The organism is Spongiimicrobium salis (genome assembly GCF_043678055.1).
Taxonomy (GTDB): Bacteria; Bacteroidota; Bacteroidia; order Flavobacteriales; family Flavobacteriaceae; genus Spongiimicrobium; species Spongiimicrobium salis.
This window is the reverse complement of sequence record NZ_JBHEQA010000005.1, coordinates 137,975-158,589: the sequence shown is the minus strand read 5'-3', so window position 1 is coordinate 158,589 and position 20,615 is coordinate 137,975. Positions and strand designations below refer to the sequence as shown.

Annotated in this window: 21 protein-coding genes; 9 read left to right on the top strand and 12 right to left on the bottom strand. The window is 38.5% G+C overall.

Features of this window, described 5'->3' with window-relative positions; genetic code table 11:
• Nucleotides 1-31 precede the first annotated feature (31 nt).
• From ACEXOE_RS19580 to bla, 4 genes are read right to left on the bottom strand one after another with little or no spacing between them, the layout of a single operon-like run.
• Complete coding sequence (locus ACEXOE_RS19580; protein WP_394750550.1) at nucleotides 32-658, bottom strand: CatA-like O-acetyltransferase; 627 nt, start codon at nucleotides 656-658, stop codon at nucleotides 32-34.
• 13 nt (nucleotides 659-671) lie between these two features.
• Nucleotides 672-1,766 carry a serine hydrolase domain-containing protein gene (locus ACEXOE_RS19575; protein WP_394750549.1) on the bottom strand — a complete coding sequence of 365 codons (1,095 nt, stop codon included), beginning with the start codon at nucleotides 1,764-1,766 and terminating at the stop codon, nucleotides 672-674.
• Nucleotide 1,767: 1 nt separating this feature from the next.
• Nucleotides 1,768-2,274 carry a cupin domain-containing protein gene (locus ACEXOE_RS19570; RefSeq protein WP_394750548.1) on the bottom strand — a complete coding sequence of 169 codons (507 nt, stop codon included), beginning with the start codon at nucleotides 2,272-2,274 and terminating at the stop codon, nucleotides 1,768-1,770.
• Between the two features lie 2 nt (nucleotides 2,275-2,276).
• Complete coding sequence (gene bla / locus ACEXOE_RS19565) at nucleotides 2,277-3,011, bottom strand: subclass B1 metallo-beta-lactamase (protein ID WP_394750547.1); 735 nt, start codon at nucleotides 3,009-3,011, stop codon at nucleotides 2,277-2,279.
• 212 nt (nucleotides 3,012-3,223) lie between these two features.
• Between bla and ACEXOE_RS19560 the strand changes: the two genes are divergently transcribed.
• From ACEXOE_RS19560 to ACEXOE_RS19530, 7 genes are all read left to right on the top strand, one after another.
• Complete coding sequence (locus tag ACEXOE_RS19560; RefSeq protein WP_394750546.1) at nucleotides 3,224-6,424, top strand: WD40/YVTN/BNR-like repeat-containing protein; 3,201 nt, start codon at nucleotides 3,224-3,226, stop codon at nucleotides 6,422-6,424.
• 159 nt (nucleotides 6,425-6,583) lie between these two features.
• Nucleotides 6,584-7,297 (top strand): DUF2490 domain-containing protein, encoded by a 714-nt coding sequence (locus ACEXOE_RS19555; RefSeq protein ID WP_394750545.1) that lies wholly within the window; start codon nucleotides 6,584-6,586, stop codon nucleotides 7,295-7,297.
• A 69-nt stretch (nucleotides 7,298-7,366) separates the two neighbouring features.
• Complete coding sequence (locus tag ACEXOE_RS19550) at nucleotides 7,367-8,581, top strand: bifunctional alpha/beta hydrolase/OsmC family protein (RefSeq protein ID WP_394750544.1); 1,215 nt, start codon at nucleotides 7,367-7,369, stop codon at nucleotides 8,579-8,581.
• A gap of 70 nt (nucleotides 8,582-8,651) precedes the next feature.
• On the top strand, nucleotides 8,652-9,137 hold the full coding sequence (locus tag ACEXOE_RS19545; protein ID WP_394750543.1) for a YdeI/OmpD-associated family protein: 486 nt from the start codon (nucleotides 8,652-8,654) through the stop codon (nucleotides 9,135-9,137).
• A 60-nt stretch (nucleotides 9,138-9,197) separates the two neighbouring features.
• On the top strand, nucleotides 9,198-9,719 hold the full coding sequence (locus ACEXOE_RS19540) for a superoxide dismutase family protein (protein ID WP_394750542.1): 522 nt from the start codon (nucleotides 9,198-9,200) through the stop codon (nucleotides 9,717-9,719).
• A gap of 328 nt (nucleotides 9,720-10,047) precedes the next feature.
• Nucleotides 10,048-10,578, top strand: a complete 531-nt coding sequence (locus tag ACEXOE_RS19535; protein WP_394750541.1) for an RNA polymerase sigma factor — start codon at nucleotides 10,048-10,050, stop codon at nucleotides 10,576-10,578.
• A 1-nt stretch (nucleotide 10,579) separates the two neighbouring features.
• Complete coding sequence (locus ACEXOE_RS19530) at nucleotides 10,580-11,395, top strand: anti-sigma factor (protein WP_394750540.1); 816 nt, start codon at nucleotides 10,580-10,582, stop codon at nucleotides 11,393-11,395.
• 822 nt (nucleotides 11,396-12,217) lie between these two features.
• Here ACEXOE_RS19530 and ACEXOE_RS19525 read toward each other — a convergent pair.
• Complete coding sequence (locus tag ACEXOE_RS19525; RefSeq protein WP_394750539.1) at nucleotides 12,218-13,516, bottom strand: tetratricopeptide repeat protein; 1,299 nt, start codon at nucleotides 13,514-13,516, stop codon at nucleotides 12,218-12,220.
• Between the two features lie 349 nt (nucleotides 13,517-13,865).
• Between ACEXOE_RS19525 and ACEXOE_RS19520 the strand changes: the two genes are divergently transcribed.
• On the top strand, nucleotides 13,866-15,050 hold the full coding sequence (locus tag ACEXOE_RS19520) for an LETM1-related biofilm-associated protein (protein ID WP_394750538.1): 1,185 nt from the start codon (nucleotides 13,866-13,868) through the stop codon (nucleotides 15,048-15,050).
• Nucleotides 15,051-15,252: 202 nt separating this feature from the next.
• Here the strand turns inward: ACEXOE_RS19520 and ACEXOE_RS19515 are convergent, their stop codons facing one another.
• The 7 genes from ACEXOE_RS19515 to ACEXOE_RS19485 all read right to left on the bottom strand — a co-directional run bounded on the left by ACEXOE_RS19515 (nucleotide 15,253) and on the right by ACEXOE_RS19485 (nucleotide 19,547).
• Nucleotides 15,253-16,008, bottom strand: coding sequence for a LytR/AlgR family response regulator transcription factor (locus tag ACEXOE_RS19515; RefSeq protein WP_394750537.1), 756 nt, complete (start codon nucleotides 16,006-16,008; stop codon nucleotides 15,253-15,255).
• A 96-nt stretch (nucleotides 16,009-16,104) separates the two neighbouring features.
• Nucleotides 16,105-16,458: a 2TM domain-containing protein gene (locus ACEXOE_RS19510; RefSeq protein ID WP_394750536.1), complete on the bottom strand. Its 354-nt coding sequence runs from the start codon at nucleotides 16,456-16,458 to the stop codon at nucleotides 16,105-16,107.
• A 28-nt stretch (nucleotides 16,459-16,486) separates the two neighbouring features.
• Nucleotides 16,487-16,825: a 2TM domain-containing protein gene (locus tag ACEXOE_RS19505; RefSeq protein ID WP_394750535.1), complete on the bottom strand. Its 339-nt coding sequence runs from the start codon at nucleotides 16,823-16,825 to the stop codon at nucleotides 16,487-16,489.
• Between the two features lie 22 nt (nucleotides 16,826-16,847).
• The gene (locus ACEXOE_RS19500; RefSeq protein WP_394750534.1) at nucleotides 16,848-17,156 is read right to left on the bottom strand and encodes a 2TM domain-containing protein; all 309 of its coding nucleotides are present in this window, start codon (nucleotides 17,154-17,156) and stop codon (nucleotides 16,848-16,850) included.
• Entirely contained in the window at nucleotides 17,147-17,449 is a 303-nt protein-coding gene (locus ACEXOE_RS19495; RefSeq protein WP_394750533.1) for a 2TM domain-containing protein, read from the bottom strand. Before ACEXOE_RS19495 ends, ACEXOE_RS19500 begins: the two co-directional genes overlap by 10 nt.
• Before the next feature lie 125 nt (nucleotides 17,450-17,574).
• Nucleotides 17,575-18,915 carry a 2TM domain-containing protein gene (locus ACEXOE_RS19490; RefSeq protein WP_394750532.1) on the bottom strand — a complete coding sequence of 447 codons (1,341 nt, stop codon included), beginning with the start codon at nucleotides 18,913-18,915 and terminating at the stop codon, nucleotides 17,575-17,577.
• A gap of 8 nt (nucleotides 18,916-18,923) precedes the next feature.
• Complete coding sequence (locus tag ACEXOE_RS19485) at nucleotides 18,924-19,547, bottom strand: hypothetical protein (protein WP_394750531.1); 624 nt, start codon at nucleotides 19,545-19,547, stop codon at nucleotides 18,924-18,926.
• 286 nt (nucleotides 19,548-19,833) lie between these two features.
• On the opposite strand from ACEXOE_RS19485, the gene aqpZ reads away from it, so the two are divergent.
• Nucleotides 19,834-20,523, top strand: a complete 690-nt coding sequence (aqpZ, locus tag ACEXOE_RS19480) for an aquaporin Z (RefSeq protein ID WP_394750530.1) — start codon at nucleotides 19,834-19,836, stop codon at nucleotides 20,521-20,523.
• The last annotated feature ends 92 nt before the right edge of the window (nucleotides 20,524-20,615 follow it).

Here is a 20,615-nt window from a genome sequence, read left to right as displayed (position 1 = left end):
ATACGCCTAGAAAAAATATAATATCTGCTATTTAATACCGATTCAAAAATTCCTGAAAAGCGGTAATAAACTGTCCTACATGATACCCGTCCATTAATGCATGATGTACGTGAATGGACACGGGCATTTTTCTTTTTCCATCTTCTTCCTGCAGCATTCCAAAGGAGATTTTTGGACAACTATCCTTAAAGGAAAAACTCCTGGCATGCGATATCGCCGTAAACTTGATCCAAGGTAAAGAAGAGTAATGAATTACATTTTCTCCAGATACTGCCGGGGCAAGGCCCGTACTATTGCGAACGCGTGTTATTTCTTTGTTGACATTCTTTTGGAACTCAGAAAAATCTTCGGAAAAATCAATATAGGAAAATCCAAAAGTGCCATTTGGCCTATTAATGGTGGCGGAAGCATGGACCTGATCATAGATCCAAACCCTATTATTTTGAATACGATAACGAAAGGGAGTAACTTTATTTGCGGCCATTAGGGAGCAATACAAATAGTATTGAAAAAAGGAATATCCATTCTTCTTGGAATAACTATAGGCTTTGGTCACCTCTATGTCTACAGTAACTCCAAAAAAAGGCTCTTCAAAAGTGCCAAAAAACTCAAAATGTTCTTTTCGCTCCCATTGTGCTATATCCAGTTCTTTCCTCATCTGTATGTATACATTACTTATTTTTAGCGAATACAGGTAGAAAAATGTTGTTGGTAATGGCAAAAGGGACTTTGTCCTGTTCAGAATTGTATGCGCCTCCCGTAAAGACAACAACAAGGTCCCAGTCCTCAAAAATCATAATATATTGTCCGCCATTCCCTGTCGCCACGGTTCCATGGATCTTCTTTCCGTTCATCGAAAAGGGAATTTTCCACCATAAAAAGCCATATTCCAAATTACTCAATTTAGTTTGGGACATTGTTGCCTTGGCTATCCATTCTTTAGATATTACGGTTTTCCCGTTCCAGATTCCTCCTTTTGCTACCAATTGCCCTATTTTAGCCATATCTCTAGAGGTCATATACAATCTTTTTGCCGATGGAACAATGGGTTTTCCAGTAGTGGTATGTCCCCAATTGACATTGGTAATGCCCAAAGGTTGAAAGAGGTATTTTTCCGCAAAGACATCAATGGGGAATCCAGAAGCTTTACTTACAATTTCTGCGGCCAGAACCGTGCCCATAGAGCAATAGGAGGTGGTTTTCCCAGGAGAATCTACCATGGGTAAATCCAAAGTATACTGTATCCAATCTCTTTTTCGAAACACTTTATCTTCTTGTCCACGCGATTTCTTGTTCCAGTCGTTACATTCCAAACCTGAGCTCATGGTCAATAAATGTCTTATGCTTATGTTCTCTTTGTCAGCACTCTTATTTTTTTCGGGCACTTTATCTTTCAAATAGATATTCATGGGATCATCTACACTGGCTATAAACCCTTTGTCCAAGGCAATGCCTACCAACAAGGAAATGACGCTTTTCGTAGCTGATCGTATATCATACCTGCTCTCCCTGGTATTCCCATTAAAGTATTCCTCTACCACGATCTTCCCCTCCTTTATTACCAAAGTGCTATGAATTTTATGCTTCTGTTGGAATAATTGGGTAAACAAGGTGTCTATCAATATCGTATCCAAACCCATTTCTTGCAATGATCGTGTTTCCCATCCGTCTGCTCTAGTTTCAGGCCTGGCATAGCTATAGGATTGTCCATAACCCGATGCCATTAGCATGGATATCACAAAAAATGCCTGTATTTGTTTCTTCATCCTATTCATCCCTTGTGAATGCAGTGATCAGGCTTTTATGTTGTGGAAACATCCTCAACATTTCTGAACGGGTGGGAAGTTCAAAATCATCAAAATCAAATCCAGGAGCAACAGTGCATCCAACCAGGGCATAGTTATCCTCTCCCAATACTTCAGCCGCGAACCAATACCCGCCAGGCACTACTAACTGGGGTACCTCTCCTTTGGCAAAATCACGGCCAATAGAAAACGTTTCATGCTGACCAGAGGGTGACAATGTGTGCAGACGAATGGGAGATCCATCATAAAAATGCCAAATCTCATCTTGATTGATCCTATGAAATGCCGAGAAATGGGAAGATGTCAATAAAAAATAAATACAGGTGGCATAATTTCTTTCCCCTGTATATTGTGTATTCAGACTATTTGAATGAACAACACCGGTACTCCTATAGGTTTCCCTGTAATACCCTCCTTCAGGATGTGGTTGCAGTTTTAATGTGCTAATAATTTCCTTGAGGTCTTTCATCCTTATTTCTTTTCTTCGAACATGTTCTTGGTATATTCCAAAAGCTCGGTCCCGCCCTTTTTTCCATGTCCGGGAATTACAATTTCTACCTGGGGAAGTTCTTTTTGGATCCGCGCTATGGTTTTAGGCCATGCTTTGACATCGGCATCGGCCAGATTTCCTTTTCCAGCGCGTATACCTTTGACCAAACATCCTCCAAAGATGGCCCTCTCACTTGGAATATATGCTATTACATTATCACGGGTATGCCCCGCTCCATAATAGGCCACAGTTGTAGATTGCTCTCCAAGGTTGATTTCCATCTGTTTATTAAAACTATTTTGAGGCAATATCCCATTATTTTCTTTGGCATAGGTTATGGTGAGTTCATTGGCATAAGACGGAATTCCGTTCTCATGAAATTGCTGTAGTCCCCCTAGGCAATCGATATGAAAATGTGTTGCAACAACTGCCTTAATCTTTTTCTTTAAGGTGTTTTGTATCCATAGGATCAATTCTGCTGAAGCCTTATTATTGGTCGGTGCATCAAAAACAACGGCTTCGTTTTCATTAATATACACCGCCCCATTACAGGGAACTTTTCCATAATCCTCCGTACTCAAATAAGAAATGTGTACAAATAAATTTGTAGTAATGGCCTCTACTTTCAGGTTTTCAGAAGTATAATCCATAGCAGATTGCCCGCTCATACACCAAGAAAGGGCAAAAAGAATATATAGGAGGAACGTTGATTTCATTATTCAGGTATCAATTTTGTGCAAGCCTTCATTTTGTTCAAGAACTAAAATACACAATCTTATCTCCACTTATGGCTAATCTTGGAATTTAACTCCCTCTAATTATGAACATTTGCTTATTGATAAAAGCTATGATCCCTTAACATCTCTTTAAGAATTCAGAGTAAAGTTTTCTGTACCTTGTGGGCGACTAATTAACTACATAAAGCTTGATGAAAAAATTACTTTCCCTAGCGATGCTATTGGCATCCCTATCCCTAGTTGCACAAGAATTTAATATGGATCTTGTTCAAGATCTAAAACCTAGAAATATTGGCCCTGGAGGTATGAGTGGCCGTGTTACCGCTATTGATGTGGTTACGGATAATCCCGATGTGATGTACGTAGGTACGGCTTCCGGTGGTTTATGGAAATCTACCTCTGGTGGAATTAAATGGGATCCCATCTTTAATAAAGAGATTACCGCTTCCGTTGGAGCTGTAGCGATCCAACAATCCAATCCTTCCGTGATATGGGTCGGTACTGGAGAAGGAAACCCTAGAAACAGTCTTAATGGAGGATATGGTATCTACAAGTCCCTGGATGGTGGCAAAAATTGGATTGCCATGGGGCTTGAAAAAACCAGACATATCCATAAAATTATCATAGATCCCTCAGATCCAAATACCGTATATGTCGGTGCCATTGGATCTCCATGGGGAGAACACCCGGAACGCGGCGTTTTTAAAACAACCGATGGAGGACAGACTTGGAATAAGGTCCTTTTTGTAAACAACAAAACGGGAGTGGCCGATTTGGTTATGGACCCTACCAACCCCAATAAGTTAATTGCTGCCATGTGGGAACATAAACGTGACCCATGGTTCTTTAAGTCCGGAGGAAAAGGAAGCGGACTTCACATGACGCATGATGGGGGTAAGAACTGGAAAAAAATAACGGATAAAGAAGGCCTGCCCAAAGGAGAGCTAGGGCGTATTGGTCTGGCCATTGCCCCTGGTAAACCCGATGTGGTCTATGCTTTGGTAGAGGCGAAGAAAAATGCACTTTACAAATCAGTGGATGGTGGATTTAAATGGAAAAAAATAAATGATAAAAGTGATATTGGCAATCGTCCCTTTTATTATTCTGATATTTTCGTAGATCCCCAAAATGAAAACCGCGTATATTCCGTGTTTACCTATGTGAATGTATCCGAGGATGGCGGTAAAAATTTCACCCAACTCATGCCCGCCTATAGAGCAAACAATGGAGTACACCCCGATCATCACGCTTGGTGGATCCATCCCAACAATGGAAAGTTTATGATCGATGGAAATGATGGGGGAATGAACATTACGAGAGATGGAGGTGCTTCCTGGCGTTTTATTGGGAACTTGCCTGTAGCGCAATTCTATCACATTAATGTAGATAATGAATACCCTTATAATGTATATGGCGGAATGCAAGACAATGGTTCCTGGAGGGGACCTGCCTATGTCTGGCGAGCACAAGGGATACGAAATAGTTATTGGCAGGAAATAGCCTTTGGTGATGGTTTTGATGTGGTTCCGGACAGGGATGATTCCCAATTTGGATATGCCATGAGCCAGCAGGGGTTTGTTTCGCGTTACGATTGGAAAACAGGAAATAACTACTCGGTTCGCCCTACCCCTCCGGATGCGGACACTAGGTTGCGCTTTAACTGGAATGCCGGAATCGGACAAGACCCCTACGATAACAGTACCGTGTATTTTGGAAGTCAGTTTGTACATAAAAGTACCGATAAAGGCTTAACCTGGACGGTTATTTCTCCAGATTTGACTACCAATGATCCCGAAAAACAAAAACAAAGTGAAAGTGGCGGACTTACCTTAGATGCGACTGGAGCAGAAAATCACTGTACCATTTTGGTCATTGAGCCTTCCGCGGTTGAAAAAGATATGCTTTGGGTAGGAACCGATGATGGGAGAGTACATTTTACACAAAACGGCGGAGCTAGCTGGAACGAGGTCACCAAGAATATCAAAGGCCTTCCCAAGGGAAGTTGGATTCCACAGATAAAGGCCTCCAACAAAAATAAGGGGGAAGCGCTTTTAGTAGCCAATGATTATCGTCGTTTTAATTATACTCCTTATATATATCGCACCAAGAATTATGGAAAAACATGGGAGCGTATCGTTGATGAAAATGATGTAAAGAGTTACGCATTATCTATTGTTGAAGATCCTGAAAATTCCGACCTGCTATTTTTAGGAACGGATGATGGTCTATATGTTTCCTTTGATGCCGGTATAAAATGGCAAAAATGGACTGAAGGTTTCCCTACGGTTTCCACCAAAGATTTGGTCATCCATCCTAGAGAACACGATTTAATCATAGGCACTTTTGGTCGTGCTGCCTGGATCATGGACGATATTCGTCCGTTAAGAGCGGTTGCAGCAAACAAGGCGCTATTACAACAAGATATTGCCTTATTTACTCCCCCAGCGGCGTATCAAGCAGCATACCAACAACCTACAGGAAGTAGATTTGGAGCCGATGCCTTATACAATGCGGAGAACAAACGCGGGGGGGCTATGATTACGTATTACCTTAAAAAAGGAAATGCCAAAGCAGAAAAAAAGAAAAAGAAAGACGGTGCCGAGAAAGAGGTAGAAGAAGTTAAAGAGAAAAAGACAACGAAAGATTCTATCCGATTTGAATTCTTTGATGGCGACCGATTAATGCGCACTTTAAAGTATAAAACGCCTAAAAAAGCTGGTTTTCACAGAATTTATTGGGGAATGGATGAAAAAGGTCCAAACAGGCCCTCACGAACGATTCGCAAACAAACACGCGAACCTGGAGGACTTAGCGTAAAGCCTGGAACCTATACCGTAAAGATGTATTATGGTGATGCGGTGGAAGAAACAAAAGTAACCGTGAAATCCGATCCGCGCCTGAAGGTATCCACTTCCAATATCAACGAAGTGTACTCTGCTGTTAAGCAATTGAACGAATATACGCAGACTGCTGCGGATGCGGTAAAACAATTGGTAGAAAGTAAGAACACGGCTAAAAAGTATCAAAAAGAATTGAATACTTTGGATAAAAAGAAATACAAAGATCAGATCAAGGCCTCCAAGGATGTGGTAAAAGAAATTGATAGTCTTATTGCCATTTATATTGGCAAAGAGGATAAAAGACAGGGGATTACAAGAAATCCCGAGGTAACCGTGATGCAACGCATTGGAACGGCCAGTGGTTATAGTAGAAGTAGAAAAACGGGCATTACCGCCACAGAGCGACGATTGATCCAGTTTGCAGAAGAGGATTTAAAAAAGGCATTGGACAAGACCAATACTTTTTTTACCGGTAAGTGGAGTACCTATAGATCTGCGATGGAAGCTTTGGAAACCTCTATATTTAAAGAAGTAAAGACATTTGGCTTATAAACTAAAGTAAAATTGAAATATAATCCCATCCCTTAATTGAATAAATAACATAAAAATCCCTAAAGATTTCATAACGTGAAAACTTGGGGGTTTTTATTAGTTTTAGAAACGAATATCGCAATGAAAGAGAAATTTAAAAACACCTACAAATCACTACCCATGAAAAGAGTTTATTGCCTTTGTATTGCATTATGCACGATGTTTTATAGCCAAGCCCAAGATAATGGGGAAGATGATTTAGGTGCTTGGTATATGTATTTTGGAACCAATAAAATTTCGGATAACTTAAGTATCCATTCCGAGGCTCAATTTAGATTTTATGAAACTTTGAGCAATTTCAATCAATTGCTATTGCGTACGGGACTCAATTATCATTTGGATGCCAATAATATTGTCACCTTGGGTTATGGTTATATTGATACCGATCCCACTTTTGAAGATAATGGGGCCGTAGGCATTCCCTTTACCAATACCATTACCGAGCACCGTATTTTTGAGCAGTTCATTCAAAAAAGCAAGTCTGGAAAATTTAGCTTTGAGCATCGTTACCGGCTCGAACAACGTTTCATCAACAATAAAGATTTATCTGTAACCGATACACAGCATAGGGCAAGATATCGTCTGCAACTGACCTACCCTTTATCTAAAACTGTATTTCTCAATGCTTATGATGAAGTATTCTTGAACTTGCAGGACAACGTATTTGGTCAAAACAGGCTGTATTTTGCCTTGGGATTCCATCTTAATGCGATAACCAGTATCCAACTAGGTTATCTTAAAAATCATTTTAATACTGCAAATTTTGATCGCTTACAGCTAGGAATCTTCTTTAATCCCGACCTAAGAAAGAAAAACAAGACAACAGCCAATTAAAAAGACGAATCCTTTTTGGATCTTGGCACTTTAATCTCGTTTCAACCACATTTTAAATACCCTATTCGCATGAAATTACAAAAAGTAACGTTCAAGAATTCAGAAGGACAGACCCTTGTGGGGCGCTTGGAAACCCCTACGAATAGACATCCTCATAATTTTGCCATTTTTGCCCATTGCTTTACCTGCACAAAAAATCTTAGTGCTGTTAAAAATATAAGTAGAGGATTGAGCAATGCTGGTTTTGGAGTACTTCGATTTGATTTTACCGGCCTTGGGGAAAGTGAAGGAGATTTTGCAGATACCAACTTCTCGGGAAATGTGGCCGACTTAGTGGCGGCGGCAGATTATTTGTCCCAAAATTATGATGCCCCCAGTATTTTGATTGGTCATTCATTAGGTGGAGCAGCCGTAATTTTTGCTGGATTGGAAATCCCATCGATCAAAGCAGTGGCCACTGTAGGAGCTCCATCGAATCCGGTACATGTGCAGCATCTGTTAAAAAGCGGTATAGAGGAAATAGAACGAAATGGAAAGGCAGTTGTAAATCTCAGTGGTCGTGATTTTACCATCAAAAAGCAGTTTTTGGATGACCTAAAAACGAAATCTTTGGCCGAAACCGCAAAAAGTTTGCGTAAGCCCTTATTAATTATGCATTCCCCCCAAGATGATACCGTAGGAATTAAAAATGCCGAAGAAATTTATTTCGCCGCGCATCATCCCAAAAGTTTTGTATCCCTAGATGGAGCGGATCACTTGCTCATGAATAAAAAAGATTCCATTTATGTAGGCGATGTGATTTCCGGATGGGCCAAGCGTTATGTTACTATTCCCGATGAAGATGCCTTACGCACCAAACATCAGGTCATGGCCAGTCTAAACGATGAAGATAGTTTTACTACCGCCATGAAAATGGGAAGTCATTATAGTACTGCAGATGAACCTGTGGAAGTAGGTGGTCATAATTTTGGCCCCTCTCCCTACGAATTGGTCTCTGGTGGATTATCTGCTTGTACTGCCATGACCATTCAAATGTACGCTAGGCGTAAAGGTTGGAAGGTGGACAATGTAGAAGTGCACACCTCCTATGGAAAGACGCATGCAGTGGACTGTGAAGACTGTGAATCGCCTTCCTCCAAAATCGACACTTTTCATCGCGAAATCAGGTTGAGTGGTGATTTGGATGAAAAACAAAGAGAACGTATTTTGCAAATTGCCAATAAATGTCCCGTGCATAGGACTTTACACAATGAAGTACAGGTAATCAGCAAACTAATTCCATAAGATATGCCTTCTGGGATATGGGGTCGACTAATGAAGCTAGTTGCATTACAACTATTAAAGCTGGGTCATTATGTTAAAAAGTGAGCCTTTTGAAGTATGCATCACAAATACCAATTTGTTGATGCTTCCTGAAACTCCTATTCGCAACTTTGTGCAGCAGGAACATAAACGCGTTCGGGTAGTGGCTCAATTCGAAAAAAAAGTATTGCCCTTTTATGGTAGTTTACGAAAAAAGGGAACACAATATTTTATACTCTTCGGCAAGAGCAATCAAAAAAAATTAGGCGTATTTCCCAATGACTATTTTCAAATACAGCTTTTTGAAGATATTTCGGAATACGGTGTGGAAATGCCAGAAGAGTTACAAGCGGTGTTACAGGACGATGTAGAAGCGCAATCGATTTTTAATACCTTCACCCCTGGAAAAAAAAGAAGCATCATTTATATGATATCCAGATACCGTACTTCACAGACCCGGATAGATAAATCTATTTTGATTTGCAAAAATCTGAAATTAGGTATTCGGGATCAGCGCGAACTCCTAAAAACATTTTAGCATTCTATTGCTCCCCCTAAAATATTATGTAACTTTAAGTCATAATTAAAATAATTGACCATGAAAAAAATAAAGATTTTGACCCTTGGTGTGCTTTTCATCATTTCTTACAGTTGTAAACAAACCAACGAGGAAGTCATTAAATTCTCCATGGAATCAAAAAGTGACAGCAATGTTACCGGAGAAGTAACTTTTACTGAAAAAGATGGAGAAGTACAAATGGTAGCGATGCTGACCGGACTTACGGAAGGAGAACACGCTATTCATATCCATGAAAAAGCAGATTGCTCGTCCGCTGATGGAAAATCCACTGGAGGTCATTGGAACCCTACATTCCAACCTCACGCCAAATGGGGTGCCCAAGGAGGATACCATAAAGGGGATATCGGGAATTTTACTGCCGATGCCGATGGCAATGCAAAAATTGAATTTTCCACTGATGAATGGTGCATCAGTTGTGAGGATGAAACCAAAAATATTGTGGGCAAAGGAGTTATTGTTCACCAAGGCGTGGATGACTTTACTTCCCAACCTAGTGGAGCGGCAGGAAAAAGAGTCAGCTGCACCGGAATCATAAAATAAAACAACTACCAACCTCTATTATATTTGGCCAATGCAACCTCTATTTTGCATTGGCCTTTTCATTTTAAAGTCTTTTTCTTCACTTTTAGGTTATTTCAAGGTGATATCATCGTATTAATCATCCCTTTTAACCTTTTAAATTCCTTTTTAAAGAAAATTAGGGAATTCCACAGGGGATATAATTCACTTTTAAGGCCAAAATTTCCCTTTCAACATCTTTTATGAATCAATAAAGGCATAGAATACCGTGATTTGCTCTCGAAAATGAATAAGAAAACTGTTTTAGACAGACTCTTACTTAGAGAGAACAACAAATAAAATTATTGTCATGGAATTAGATCTATTAATACAACGCTTTCAGAAAAAAGATGCTATTGCTTTTGAAAGATTGTACAATATGTATTCAGAAAACATTTTAGGTGTTATCAATACTATAGTAAAAAACTCAGAATTGTCCGAAGAGATTGCACAGGATGTATTTGTGAAAATTTGGAACAATGCTGAAAAATACAACGCATCCAAGGGGCGATTTTTCACTTGGATATTGAATATTGCAAGGAATGCTGCCATTGATGCTGTACGCTCTAAATCGTATAAGGACAGCCAAAAAAACCTCTCTGCCGATTTTTTCGTAAATATATTGGAAGACAATGATAGTCTTGATAATAGGGTGGATGCCATTGGCATTAAGAACCTATTAAAAAATATGAAGGAAAAATGCGTACAGACCATAGACATGCTCTATTTTAAAGGATATACGCAAAAGGAAGCTGCCGAAGAACTCGGTATTCCTATAGGAACCATAAAAACTAGAAACAGAAACTGTATTCTAGAGTTGAGGGAACTTGTTAACGTATAATATGAATGTAAAAGAATATATAACTTCAGGTATTTTAGAACTTTATGTAGCTGGAGCGCTTTCTGAAAAAGGGAATTTAGAGGTGCATGAATTGTCCAATGAACATCCCGAAATACATAAAGAAATTCAGGAGATAGAAACTACGATATTAGAGCTTTCTAAAATTGCCGCTCCTGTGGTATACCAACCAGATAAGAATCTTGACGCCATCATGGACCGTATAGACGTGTCTTGGGACGACAATACCAAACAATTACCAATACCCAATACGGACTGGAAAATTTATATGGGCTGGGCTGCAAGCGTTGTACTGCTTATAGCCATTACCTGGTTATACAATCAAAATACCGTACTTAGTTCCAAAATTTCTATTGCAGACCAAGAAAATGGGATTTTGGAAAAACAACTTAATGCCTCTTCTACCGCATTAAAGGAATCACAGCATATTTTATTACAGTTAAGAGATAAGAATATTACTTCCATTACTACCTTAAATGGTCAGGATGCATCTCCAGAGGCCTTTGCCAAGGTCTATTGGAACCATCAGGAAAAAAAGGTCTATATAGATGCATTAGGGTTACCAGAGCCGCCAGAAGGCATGGTTTACCAAGTATGGTCTATCACCAATTTAAATCCCCTTACTCCTTCAAGTATAGGACTCATTGATGATTTTGAAGCCGTAGAGAATAAAGTATTTGTTTTTGAAAACAAAGGATTGCAATCTGTTGCTTATGGAATCACCTTGGAACCTATAGGAGGTAGTGAAACGCCTACCCTAGAACAGCTTTATACCTTTGGGGTAGCTGCTTCATCCTAATTTCAAAAAAGCAATACGAACTCTAAGGACCAGTATTATTCATTAAGGGCATTCCTTGGAATGGCAGGCCCATCAAAAAACTCCTACAGGAGTCTTCCCTATTCACATGGCATAAAACGAGAATAGCATACACCCTGTTTTCCCTAATATGGGTTTCATGCTATATGCTATTCCTGTAAGCCGTTTACAAGTTGGCGGATACCGTATTACAGAACACCTCTAGGTTTCCAGAATAGGATATCATATCTAAGTGTAATGCCATATAGGCCTACAATACACTTTAGTTTCCGCAATAAAAAGGCTTAAAAAATCCAGTACGTCCATAAATACGACTACAAGAGGAAAGTATTGGGGAACTTTACCAAGTCTATTTACTTTAATGTTGTTCTAGCGTAAAATCTAATCAATAGGCGTTGTTTTTGAAAATTGCGCTTTTACCCACTTTCAAAAAACGTTTTAACGACATGTAGGCTGAAATTACCTTAAGAACTGAAAACAACATCACTGAAATCCAAAGAGAAAAAAGAATGTATTCCATAACTTAATTTAGATTTAGGGTTAATCAATAGGTCAAAAAATTACTTTTGGTTTCATTATTATTCGTAACACTTGGGGCATCAAGAATAATTCAAATATTACATTTGAACGGTAATAATAGTCATTTCGACTGACATTTCCTAAATAAAAGTTAAAAAAAACCAAATAAATAGACGAAAAGCACCAAGAAAACAAGTTCAAGGTGCTTTTACAAACAACAACAACAAACAAAATAAAACCAATTTATTTCTATATTATCCGTAGTACTCGTACTATATATACTACTTATAACTTGGCTACTTTTATCTTCATGGAAGGCTGCAGTACAAAGACTCCTTCCAACAACTCTTTTTTCAATTGTGCCACTTTATCGGTATCTCCAATGGCTTTATATATTTCTGCTTTATGATATAATATTGAAGGCTCATGGGTAACTCCCGATACATGTTCTTCCAAAACCTCCAGGGCTTTATCAATATCACCGTTTTTAAAATGACTATACGCAAGTAGATCATACGATTTTAGGCTAGGCCTGTATATGACTTCATTTTTTGCAAGAGCTATAGCCTTTATGTATTGTTTTGTCTTATTTAAATGGAAATCGCTTTTATCCGGGTGCTGCATGCTCCCATAATCCGGATTTTGCACCGATTGGTAGTAATAATCAATATTGGCATAAACTTCTGTACTGTCTTTCTGAGCACTGGCAATCTCAGCCTTCAATAAATAGTAATCCGAGGTATTGTGAATACTGGAAATTGCCTCTAAAATCCGCATAGCCTCATTGGCATTCCTTTCATGGAAATACACGATTTTGGCTATTCCTTTTTTAGCATGCATATTATAGGAATCCAGGGTCAGGACCTTCAAGAAGTAATCGTATGCTTTTTTGGGTACTGCCGCTTCATAATAATAAGCCGCCAATTCCTGATACGATTGTAAAATTTCTTTTTTATTACCTTCATCTTCAGCTTTTAATCTGGCTTGCTCCATGAGCTTTAAGGTGGCCTGAACATCACCTTTGTAATCCTTCCAATGGGCCAAACGCCGCATATACTCAAAAGTTGTTGTATTCTTTATACTATCTAAGTACATTTTGGCTTTCTGGTAATTTCCAAGTTCCATATGCATATCAAATAGCAGGTTCTTGGATCTGTTAATATCAACATCCAACTGCTCCACGGTATCTGCAATCTGTAATGCATCTTCATACCGATGTTGGGCCATATAGTTCCTGGATAAAGCCGTATAATGCATGCCGCTATTTTTGGTATTCTGCTGTATTATTTTTTTCAAGGCTTGTTCTGCCTTCTTTAAATATTGAATATTCCCGGTAGACTGAAAGTAGGAGTTATAGAGTTCCACAATGATTTCCAAGCCCTCAGTGGTCGTACTATCAGATTGTATTTCCACATCCCATAATTCAAAAAAGCGTGCGCTATCAGAAGGTGTAATATCTAAATAACTATTGTAATCCCCACTGTTGGTCAGCACTGTTGCCAACATTTTATCTTGCACTACATAGGCCATCATTCCAAAGAGTAGAAGTAGGAGTAGCCATAAAGAAGATAAATAAGATTTCATTATTTGCGTTTTTAAACTATTGGGCAACATTGTTTTACTGAAGAGTGTTTCTGCCATTCACTCCGGTGTCTGTCATATTGTTGTTTTTAGCGTTGTTGTCGTATTGTACGCCGTTAAACCCTGATGCACTAAGCTTCAGGGATTACGACCTCAAGGAGAAGAATTCTTTTCTTTTTCATAGCAATTCTCTTCTTACCCTCAACTTTACCTACGAAACTTTCAATTTATGGGTTTTATCCATGTTTGTTAAAGTAATGTTAAGGAAATGATTGGCTGTTATAAAAATTAGGCGTTTTGAAGAAATGTCCCATCTTTTTCTTTATTTTGACAGTTCAAATTCCCAAACGAAATGAACCCTTCGGCAACAGGTTGGATCGATAAATTTGGATTCTTATTGCAAGAGCAGTTAGGGGCATATCCTAATTTTGATGTCTTATACAATGACCTTAAATCCTGCGGTTTCATTTATGGTATTAATACTACAACCACCAATCTCATTCAAACGGAGCATTCCTTATCGGAAGATGAAAATGCCAAAATAAACCTCCTAACGGCCCTGTATTTTACCTATTCCTTTAAAAATAAGGAAATGGATTTTGAAGTTTTTTTGGATTGTATTTTTGAATTCTATCAGCGTTTGGAGGTTGGGAAAATTTCTTTTTTCAACAAAATTCTCAGCGGGAACAAAACCTCTTCCCAGTTGGAAAAACTCATTGACTCCCGCGTTTATTTGGATGACAATGTTATCAGTAAGACCTTTAATAGCATCATTACAAACTCGTTATTGTTTATAGATGTGCTCACCTTTAAAGAATATTTAGAAGGCAAGTCCGACATTAAAAAACATGCTGGGAATTTAGAATATATCACCATCAATATTACCTACCATGCTATAAATTCTAAGGAGAAGAATAAAAACGACGAGAAATTGGCACAACTATTTGCGTCTTCCCTGAGCTTTATAGATAGCGAACAGGAAACTTTTGATGGTTCTTACCGAGAAAAATTAATAAAAAACTCTTCTTGTGAAAATCAATATTTTCTTGATGTGGCCTGCTTAACGGTATGGGAAGATCAATCTCTGGACTACAAAGAATCTAATTTTATTTTTGGAATCGGTTCCGATTTGGGAATTCCCGAAAATAGAATAAGTGCATCATTAGAAGAGGTGGCGCTATTTTTTCAATTAAATTCAAATAGAATTCCACATTTACAAAACAATTCCATGGCCGTGCAGTTTTACGATAGCATGTCTAAAATTGTAAATAAACTTATTCTAAGAAACAGAAAACGTCTTCAAAAAGAATTAGAGGAGAGTAAAGAGTTGGTAGGATTGCTTACCCAATCTACACTGCGTGACCTAAATGCAGAAGAAAAAAAGAAAGTTCAAAATCAGCTGATCGACATTTTCAAGAGTATTCCTTCCCTTGCTATTTTCATGCTTCCAGGAGGCGCCGTGCTATTGCCCATTTTTATAAAACTAATTCCCAAACTTCTCCCATCTTCTTTTGATGAAAATAGAATAGAAAAATAAATTTTACACCTATTCCACTAAAGAGGATTGTATTAAACAGAATTCCCTCATATTTCTGATAGCTGCAGGACCAAGGTTTTAGTATAACCGAAATCTGGAATGAGAAAGGAAGAAAAATTCTTATCAAAACTCGACATAGATAAAATCTATTATTTCCTCCTAAACATATACTATATTTTGAAAATCAATTTATTGAGTTCACTTATTCCAACCATAACTTGAAGTCTTTAACACGCTCTCTACTAACGATAATATCTTGCTCCTTAAAACGATTGAGTTTTATCTGCAGTCTGGAATTAGTATAAGAAATAATATCTTTAATGTGGTTAATGTTCACATAGAATTTACGGCTCACCCTAAAAAACTGTTTGGGCTCCAGTTCGGGTTCCAGGTTCTCCAAAGTGATATCCAAAAGATAATTTCTCCCGTCCGATGTGGCTATGTATGTCCCCTTATTTTCACTATAAAAACACTCAATATCATCGGCATTGATAATTTTGATATGTTGCCCCACCTTTACGGTAAATCGTTTTTTGAATTCGCGTTCCAACGGATTCACCAATAGTTTTTTGATATCGTCAAAATCGAGAGCCAATTTTTGATTGGTTGGTTTTAATGCCCGATACTTCTTCACAGCTTTTTCCAATTCCTCGTCATCAATTGGTTTTAAAAGATAGTCAATGCTGTTTAATTTAAAAGCTTGCAATGCATATTCGTCATAGGCTGTGGTAAAGATAATGGCACTATGTACTTCTATGACATCAAAAATTTCAAAGGAAAGGCCATCGGATAATTGAATATCCAAAAATATTAAATCGGGATGTGCGTTGTTTTGAAACCACTCTACGGCTTCTTCAACAGAATGAAGCATCACAGATACCTCTACACCCAAGTCTGCCAATAATCTATGAAGTCGTCGTGCGGCTGGTTTTTCGTCTTCTATAATGATCGTTTTCATAATATGGTGCGTTGTTGGTTGAATTCAAATCCAAAAAAAAGTAAAATTGTGCTAAAAGCATGGCGATTTCCAAACAATTTTCAAAAATACTTTTGTCTAGCTTTTATCGTCTTCCTTTAAGTACTTTTGAATTTGTCGTTCCTCCCAATTCCTCATCCCCTTAGACATTAAGGATTTTATGGTAAAACCGGGGTATCTAAACACTAAAAGACCATGGATAAACAATCCTATGCCCCAAAAAATTGGCGTTAGTAGCATATTCAGCTTAAACCAATCATAAAAGCCCTGATCCGTAATACCTTCATCCATAAAAAAGCGCCACGCAATTCCCTTTATCAAAAGAATTATGATGTTAACGGAAACATAAACCATAAGATGTTTATAAAACCGTTTAATGCGGTTTACTCTGGTTCGGGCCTTTGCGAAGTGTTCAGAAGGCATTTCTTTCATCGGTATGATTTTAAAAATTTGCTATTGTTCATCTATATTTTCGAGAAGCTTTCTCATCCTCCTCTATATATTTTTGAATCTGACGTTCTTCCCACGCCTTATTAAAAAAAGGATTGTAAGAGAATACATTTAGTCCATGGATCAATAAACCAATACCCCAGAAAAACCATACGGCACCAGTACCAAAATCCCAAAACGCTTCTATAAAACTTTCTCCGTCCTGAATATTATTGACTATTTTACTTATGGAGATAAAGCTGTTTACCAAAATATATACAAGGGCATGGATATAAAACCCCTTTAGTTCGTCCACACGTTTTTTTGCTCTCTGTTTTTTATCTAATTCTGATGTATTGTTATAGTCCATTTGTTCGCTTATTTAATGATTCTTAATTCCACTTTCCCCGTTCATCTTCTTCTTCCATAAATTCTCTTAACTTTCGTTGCTCCCAATCTTTTCCCAGAAAGGGGTTGACTCCAAAGATGCACAGTCCATGAATCAATAGGCCTAAACTCCACCCTAGAAGTGGATAGATAAACCAAAGTGGTTCCCACCCGGTGGTCATATAGTTTAAAAAGGCCAAAAAAGGGTTTACCAAAACAAAAACCAGTGCGTGGATATAAAATCCTTTTAATTCCTCTACGCGATTTTTAGCGCGTTCTCTTTTCTCTTCCTCTATTGTTGTCATTAGTTCCATCGTTGTTGTTTTTGATCTTTATCCATAAATTCTTTGATTTTGCGTTCTTCCCAATCCCGACCCATAAAAACATTTGTTCCAAAAACTTTTACGGCCTTAACTACGATACCTATACCCCATCCAAATGCTGCCCAAAGGAACCACATATACTCCCATTGATTAGTGTAGTAATTTAAAGCACCCAAGAGGGTGATAAACACGATATAAGAAAACAAGCTGGAATAGAATTTCTTAATGGCCTCTACCCGTTCCTTCGCTCTAAGGTATTTACTTTCTTTATCTAAATTTTCCATTTGTTTTTATTGTTCGTTGATTATCTTGCTGTTAAATTTCGACAAATTGCTTCACCCTATAAAAAGTTCCATTCCCAATTGTCAATTTCAACCGATGAATTGTAGGTAGCAGTACCTATTTGGATTCAAAAAGTATCGTCATCCATAAATTCCCTCATTTTTCGTTCTTCCCATTGTTTCCCAAAAAGAGGATTATACCCAAAAGCCTCCAAACCATGGGCCGTTACTCCAAATCCCCACCCTAGGGCTGGAAAAATAGCCCAAGGAAAATCGGTAGTTCTATAGTTTACCACAATAAGTATGGGTATTACAATGCAATAGGCCAATAGATTTCCATAAAATCCTTTAATCGCCTCTACTTTCTCCTTTGCTTTTTGATAGCGTTTATCACTAATATAACTTTGTTGTGTTTCCATTTTTGCAATTTGTTTTCTCAGCATCGGGAGTTTAACCTGAAACTCCTTTGCGCTTTTATGAATCTGTACTTGTTTGTCTGTAAGGATGCCATAGCGCTGCTGTATATTTCTCAAGCCTACTCCACTACTCTTCTTTACTACTTGTTTTTCCTGCAAATTGTTGCTCACCACTAGCATACCTTCTGTTTCAAACACCTTAATATGCAAAGGCCGTGTTGCCGTAACTACGTTGTGTTTTACTGCGTTTTCCAAGAGCAATTGCAGGGATAAAGGAATGATTTTAGCCTCAGGATCGGTACTTTGTTCCGGAATCTCAAAAACAATACTGTCTTCAAATCGCATTTTAAGGAGACGTACATAGGTTCGTGCAAATTGCAATTCTTCATCTACAGTTACCAAATCTTTGTTTTTTTGCTCCAATACATAGCGATATACTTTGGATAAGGATGTTGTAAATTTCTGTGCTTGATAGGGATCTTCTTCAATAAGACTGGTCAATACATTTAGACTATTGAATAAAAAATGAGGGTCCAATTGATTTTTAAGGGCATCGAATTTGGCCGAGGCCGTTCCCGCTATTATTTTTTGTTCCTTAACTTTAGTTTCCTGTTTGTGTTTATAGAACCAGACACTATAGAATATCAAGGAAATGATGGTGGCCAAAGTGGTTGAAGAGGTATATTCCCCTATATTTTCCCTTGTCAAAAAGTCCATCCACGGACGGCCTTGAATACCAACGAGCAATACAAACCTGGCTATGAATACCCCGATAACCGATAACACAATATTACCGCATATGGCCAAGGCGAACATCTTTATTTTAAAAAGTTCATTCTTTTTGTAATTGGTCAAAAGATATTGCAGCCAATAGGCATTGATCAAGTAAAGGATGATGGAAAAGGTCATGTTCTGATAAAACACCTTCCAAAGGCTGGCGAAATCCCATCCATCCTGATAATTCCCCAGTATGTATGAAATTACGATGAGAACAATGGAAATAACAGTTCCCAATGCAATAGCGTTAAATAGATGTTTTAGAAAATGTCGCATGCCTTTTTTTATTTTTCGCAGTTTTTAGAAACCATCTCTGCTCTCTCTTTGCCCCAATTGGGGTGAAAAGCGCTTTCTGGTTTAAATTTAGCAAAAAGTTCCAAGGAACGTTTCACCTCGCTACAATAAGGTGCTGTATCCTGACCAAAGTATGCTGCCGAACCCATACCCCATTCTGCATTGGAAAATACTACACGTGGATTTTCCGGTGCCATTTTAAGCGCCTTTTGATAGAGGGCCACTACCTTTCCGCCCAAAGTGGGGCCGTAGGTAGCACCATCATAAGCCACCCAGGCGGTGTGTATCATGGCTTGTTGCACCATAATTTCGACGTTATTGGGAGATATCCCCTTGGCTATATCTAAAAACTCTTGAGCTTTCTCTAGCTTTTGAGCCAATTTTTTCTCTTCTTTTTCCCCAAAAGCTACCATGGTATTTATTTGAGCTACATAATAGTAAGGCAACCAATTATCCAATTCGGCCGTTGCGATCCGTTCAAACATATTGGAAGCTTCTGTGGTCTTTTGAGCTTTCCATAGTTCAAATGCCTTTTGCATTCCTTTCTCGTATTTGTCTTGGGCCACTCCAATGGAAGTCATCAAAACGGCCAAAATGGTCATTGTTAATTTCATGATGTTGTTTTTATTGATTTCTACTACAAATTTGAAGGAAGGTGGTCAATACAGGAAATAACACTTACCGAATTGTATGCTTTATAGGATGAATTGTAGGGTTCAAGAGAACTTAACGAATCTGGCCACAGGATTCTTGATTTTAACAGGGGATCTCACTGACCCCAATGTCCTTAAATTATAGATTCAATAGGATTTATCCGAACTTCAACTCCCTAAAAATCAGGAGATATTCTTTTTTCTTATCTTTCACCTACACTCTAATCATTAACTATATTTAAAACAAATGAAAAAATTAGTAGCAGAATTTATCGGTACCCTATGGTTGGTACTGGGAGGTTGTGGAAGTGCTGTTTTGGCAGCAGGTTTTCCAGAATTAGGAATTGGATTTGCAGGAGTATCCCTTGCATTTGGACTTACTGTGGTCACCATGGCCTATGCCATAGGACACATATCGGGTTGTCATTTAAACCCGGCAGTATCCATAGGTTTATGGGTAGGAGGACGTTTTAGCGCCAAAGAACTTGTCCCCTATATTATTGCCCAAGTATTGGGTGGTATCGCGGGAGCCGGCATCCTATACCTCATTGTGAGTGGCAAAGCAGATTTTGAATTGGGTGGATTTGCCGCCAATGGTTACGGCGAACATTCTCCCGGAGGATTCAACATGACCGCAGCACTTATCACTGAAATCGTAATGACCTTCATGTTTTTGGTCATCATATTGGGTGCCACTCATTCCAAGGCACCAAAAGGAATGGCCGGACTGGCAATCGGTCTAGGGCTCACACTGATTCATTTGATCAGCATTCCAGTTACCAATACCTCTGTGAACCCTGCAAGGAGTACCAGTCAGGCGCTGTTTGCTGGAGGTTGGGCAATGGAACAGCTTTGGTTATTTTGGGTAGCCCCCATAATAGGAGCAATTATTGCAGGACTGCTCTACAAAATGTTGTCCCCAGAAAATGAAGGATAATAAAATTTAGAAAATGCAGCACAGGGCCACGTTGAGTGGCCTTGTTTATTTTAATCAGCTCCTTCATTTAATTCCTTAAAATTCCTGTAATT

What these genes read in the sequence shown, in the direction of transcription:
- ACEXOE_RS19580 (WP_394750550.1), bottom strand. Translation starts at nt 658, where the DNA reads ATGAGGAAAGAACTGGATATAGCACAATGGGAGCGAAAAGAACATTTT.
- ACEXOE_RS19575 (WP_394750549.1), bottom strand. Translation starts at nt 1,766, where the DNA reads ATGAAGAAACAAATACAGGCATTTTTTGTGATATCCATGCTAATGGCA.
- ACEXOE_RS19570 (WP_394750548.1), bottom strand. Translation starts at nt 2,274, where the DNA reads ATGAAAGACCTCAAGGAAATTATTAGCACATTAAAACTGCAACCACAT.
- bla (WP_394750547.1), bottom strand. Translation starts at nt 3,011, where the DNA reads ATGAAATCAACGTTCCTCCTATATATTCTTTTTGCCCTTTCTTGGTGT.
- ACEXOE_RS19560 (WP_394750546.1), top strand. Translation starts at nt 3,224, where the DNA reads ATGAAAAAATTACTTTCCCTAGCGATGCTATTGGCATCCCTATCCCTA.
- ACEXOE_RS19555 (WP_394750545.1), top strand. Translation starts at nt 6,584, where the DNA reads ATGAAAAGAGTTTATTGCCTTTGTATTGCATTATGCACGATGTTTTAT.
- ACEXOE_RS19550 (WP_394750544.1), top strand. Translation starts at nt 7,367, where the DNA reads ATGAAATTACAAAAAGTAACGTTCAAGAATTCAGAAGGACAGACCCTT.
- ACEXOE_RS19545 (WP_394750543.1), top strand. Translation starts at nt 8,652, where the DNA reads ATGTTAAAAAGTGAGCCTTTTGAAGTATGCATCACAAATACCAATTTG.
- ACEXOE_RS19540 (WP_394750542.1), top strand. Translation starts at nt 9,198, where the DNA reads ATGAAAAAAATAAAGATTTTGACCCTTGGTGTGCTTTTCATCATTTCT.
- ACEXOE_RS19535 (WP_394750541.1), top strand. Translation starts at nt 10,048, where the DNA reads ATGGAATTAGATCTATTAATACAACGCTTTCAGAAAAAAGATGCTATT.
- ACEXOE_RS19530 (WP_394750540.1), top strand. Translation starts at nt 10,580, where the DNA reads ATGAATGTAAAAGAATATATAACTTCAGGTATTTTAGAACTTTATGTA.
- ACEXOE_RS19525 (WP_394750539.1), bottom strand. Translation starts at nt 13,516, where the DNA reads ATGAAATCTTATTTATCTTCTTTATGGCTACTCCTACTTCTACTCTTT.
- ACEXOE_RS19520 (WP_394750538.1), top strand. Translation starts at nt 13,866, where the DNA reads ATGAACCCTTCGGCAACAGGTTGGATCGATAAATTTGGATTCTTATTG.
- ACEXOE_RS19515 (WP_394750537.1), bottom strand. Translation starts at nt 16,008, where the DNA reads ATGAAAACGATCATTATAGAAGACGAAAAACCAGCCGCACGACGACTT.
- ACEXOE_RS19510 (WP_394750536.1), bottom strand. Translation starts at nt 16,458, where the DNA reads ATGAAAGAAATGCCTTCTGAACACTTCGCAAAGGCCCGAACCAGAGTA.
- ACEXOE_RS19505 (WP_394750535.1), bottom strand. Translation starts at nt 16,825, where the DNA reads ATGGACTATAACAATACATCAGAATTAGATAAAAAACAGAGAGCAAAA.
- ACEXOE_RS19500 (WP_394750534.1), bottom strand. Translation starts at nt 17,156, where the DNA reads ATGGAACTAATGACAACAATAGAGGAAGAGAAAAGAGAACGCGCTAAA.
- ACEXOE_RS19495 (WP_394750533.1), bottom strand. Translation starts at nt 17,449, where the DNA reads ATGGAAAATTTAGATAAAGAAAGTAAATACCTTAGAGCGAAGGAACGG.
- ACEXOE_RS19490 (WP_394750532.1), bottom strand. Translation starts at nt 18,915, where the DNA reads ATGCGACATTTTCTAAAACATCTATTTAACGCTATTGCATTGGGAACT.
- ACEXOE_RS19485 (WP_394750531.1), bottom strand. Translation starts at nt 19,547, where the DNA reads ATGAAATTAACAATGACCATTTTGGCCGTTTTGATGACTTCCATTGGA.
- aqpZ (WP_394750530.1), top strand. Translation starts at nt 19,834, where the DNA reads ATGAAAAAATTAGTAGCAGAATTTATCGGTACCCTATGGTTGGTACTG.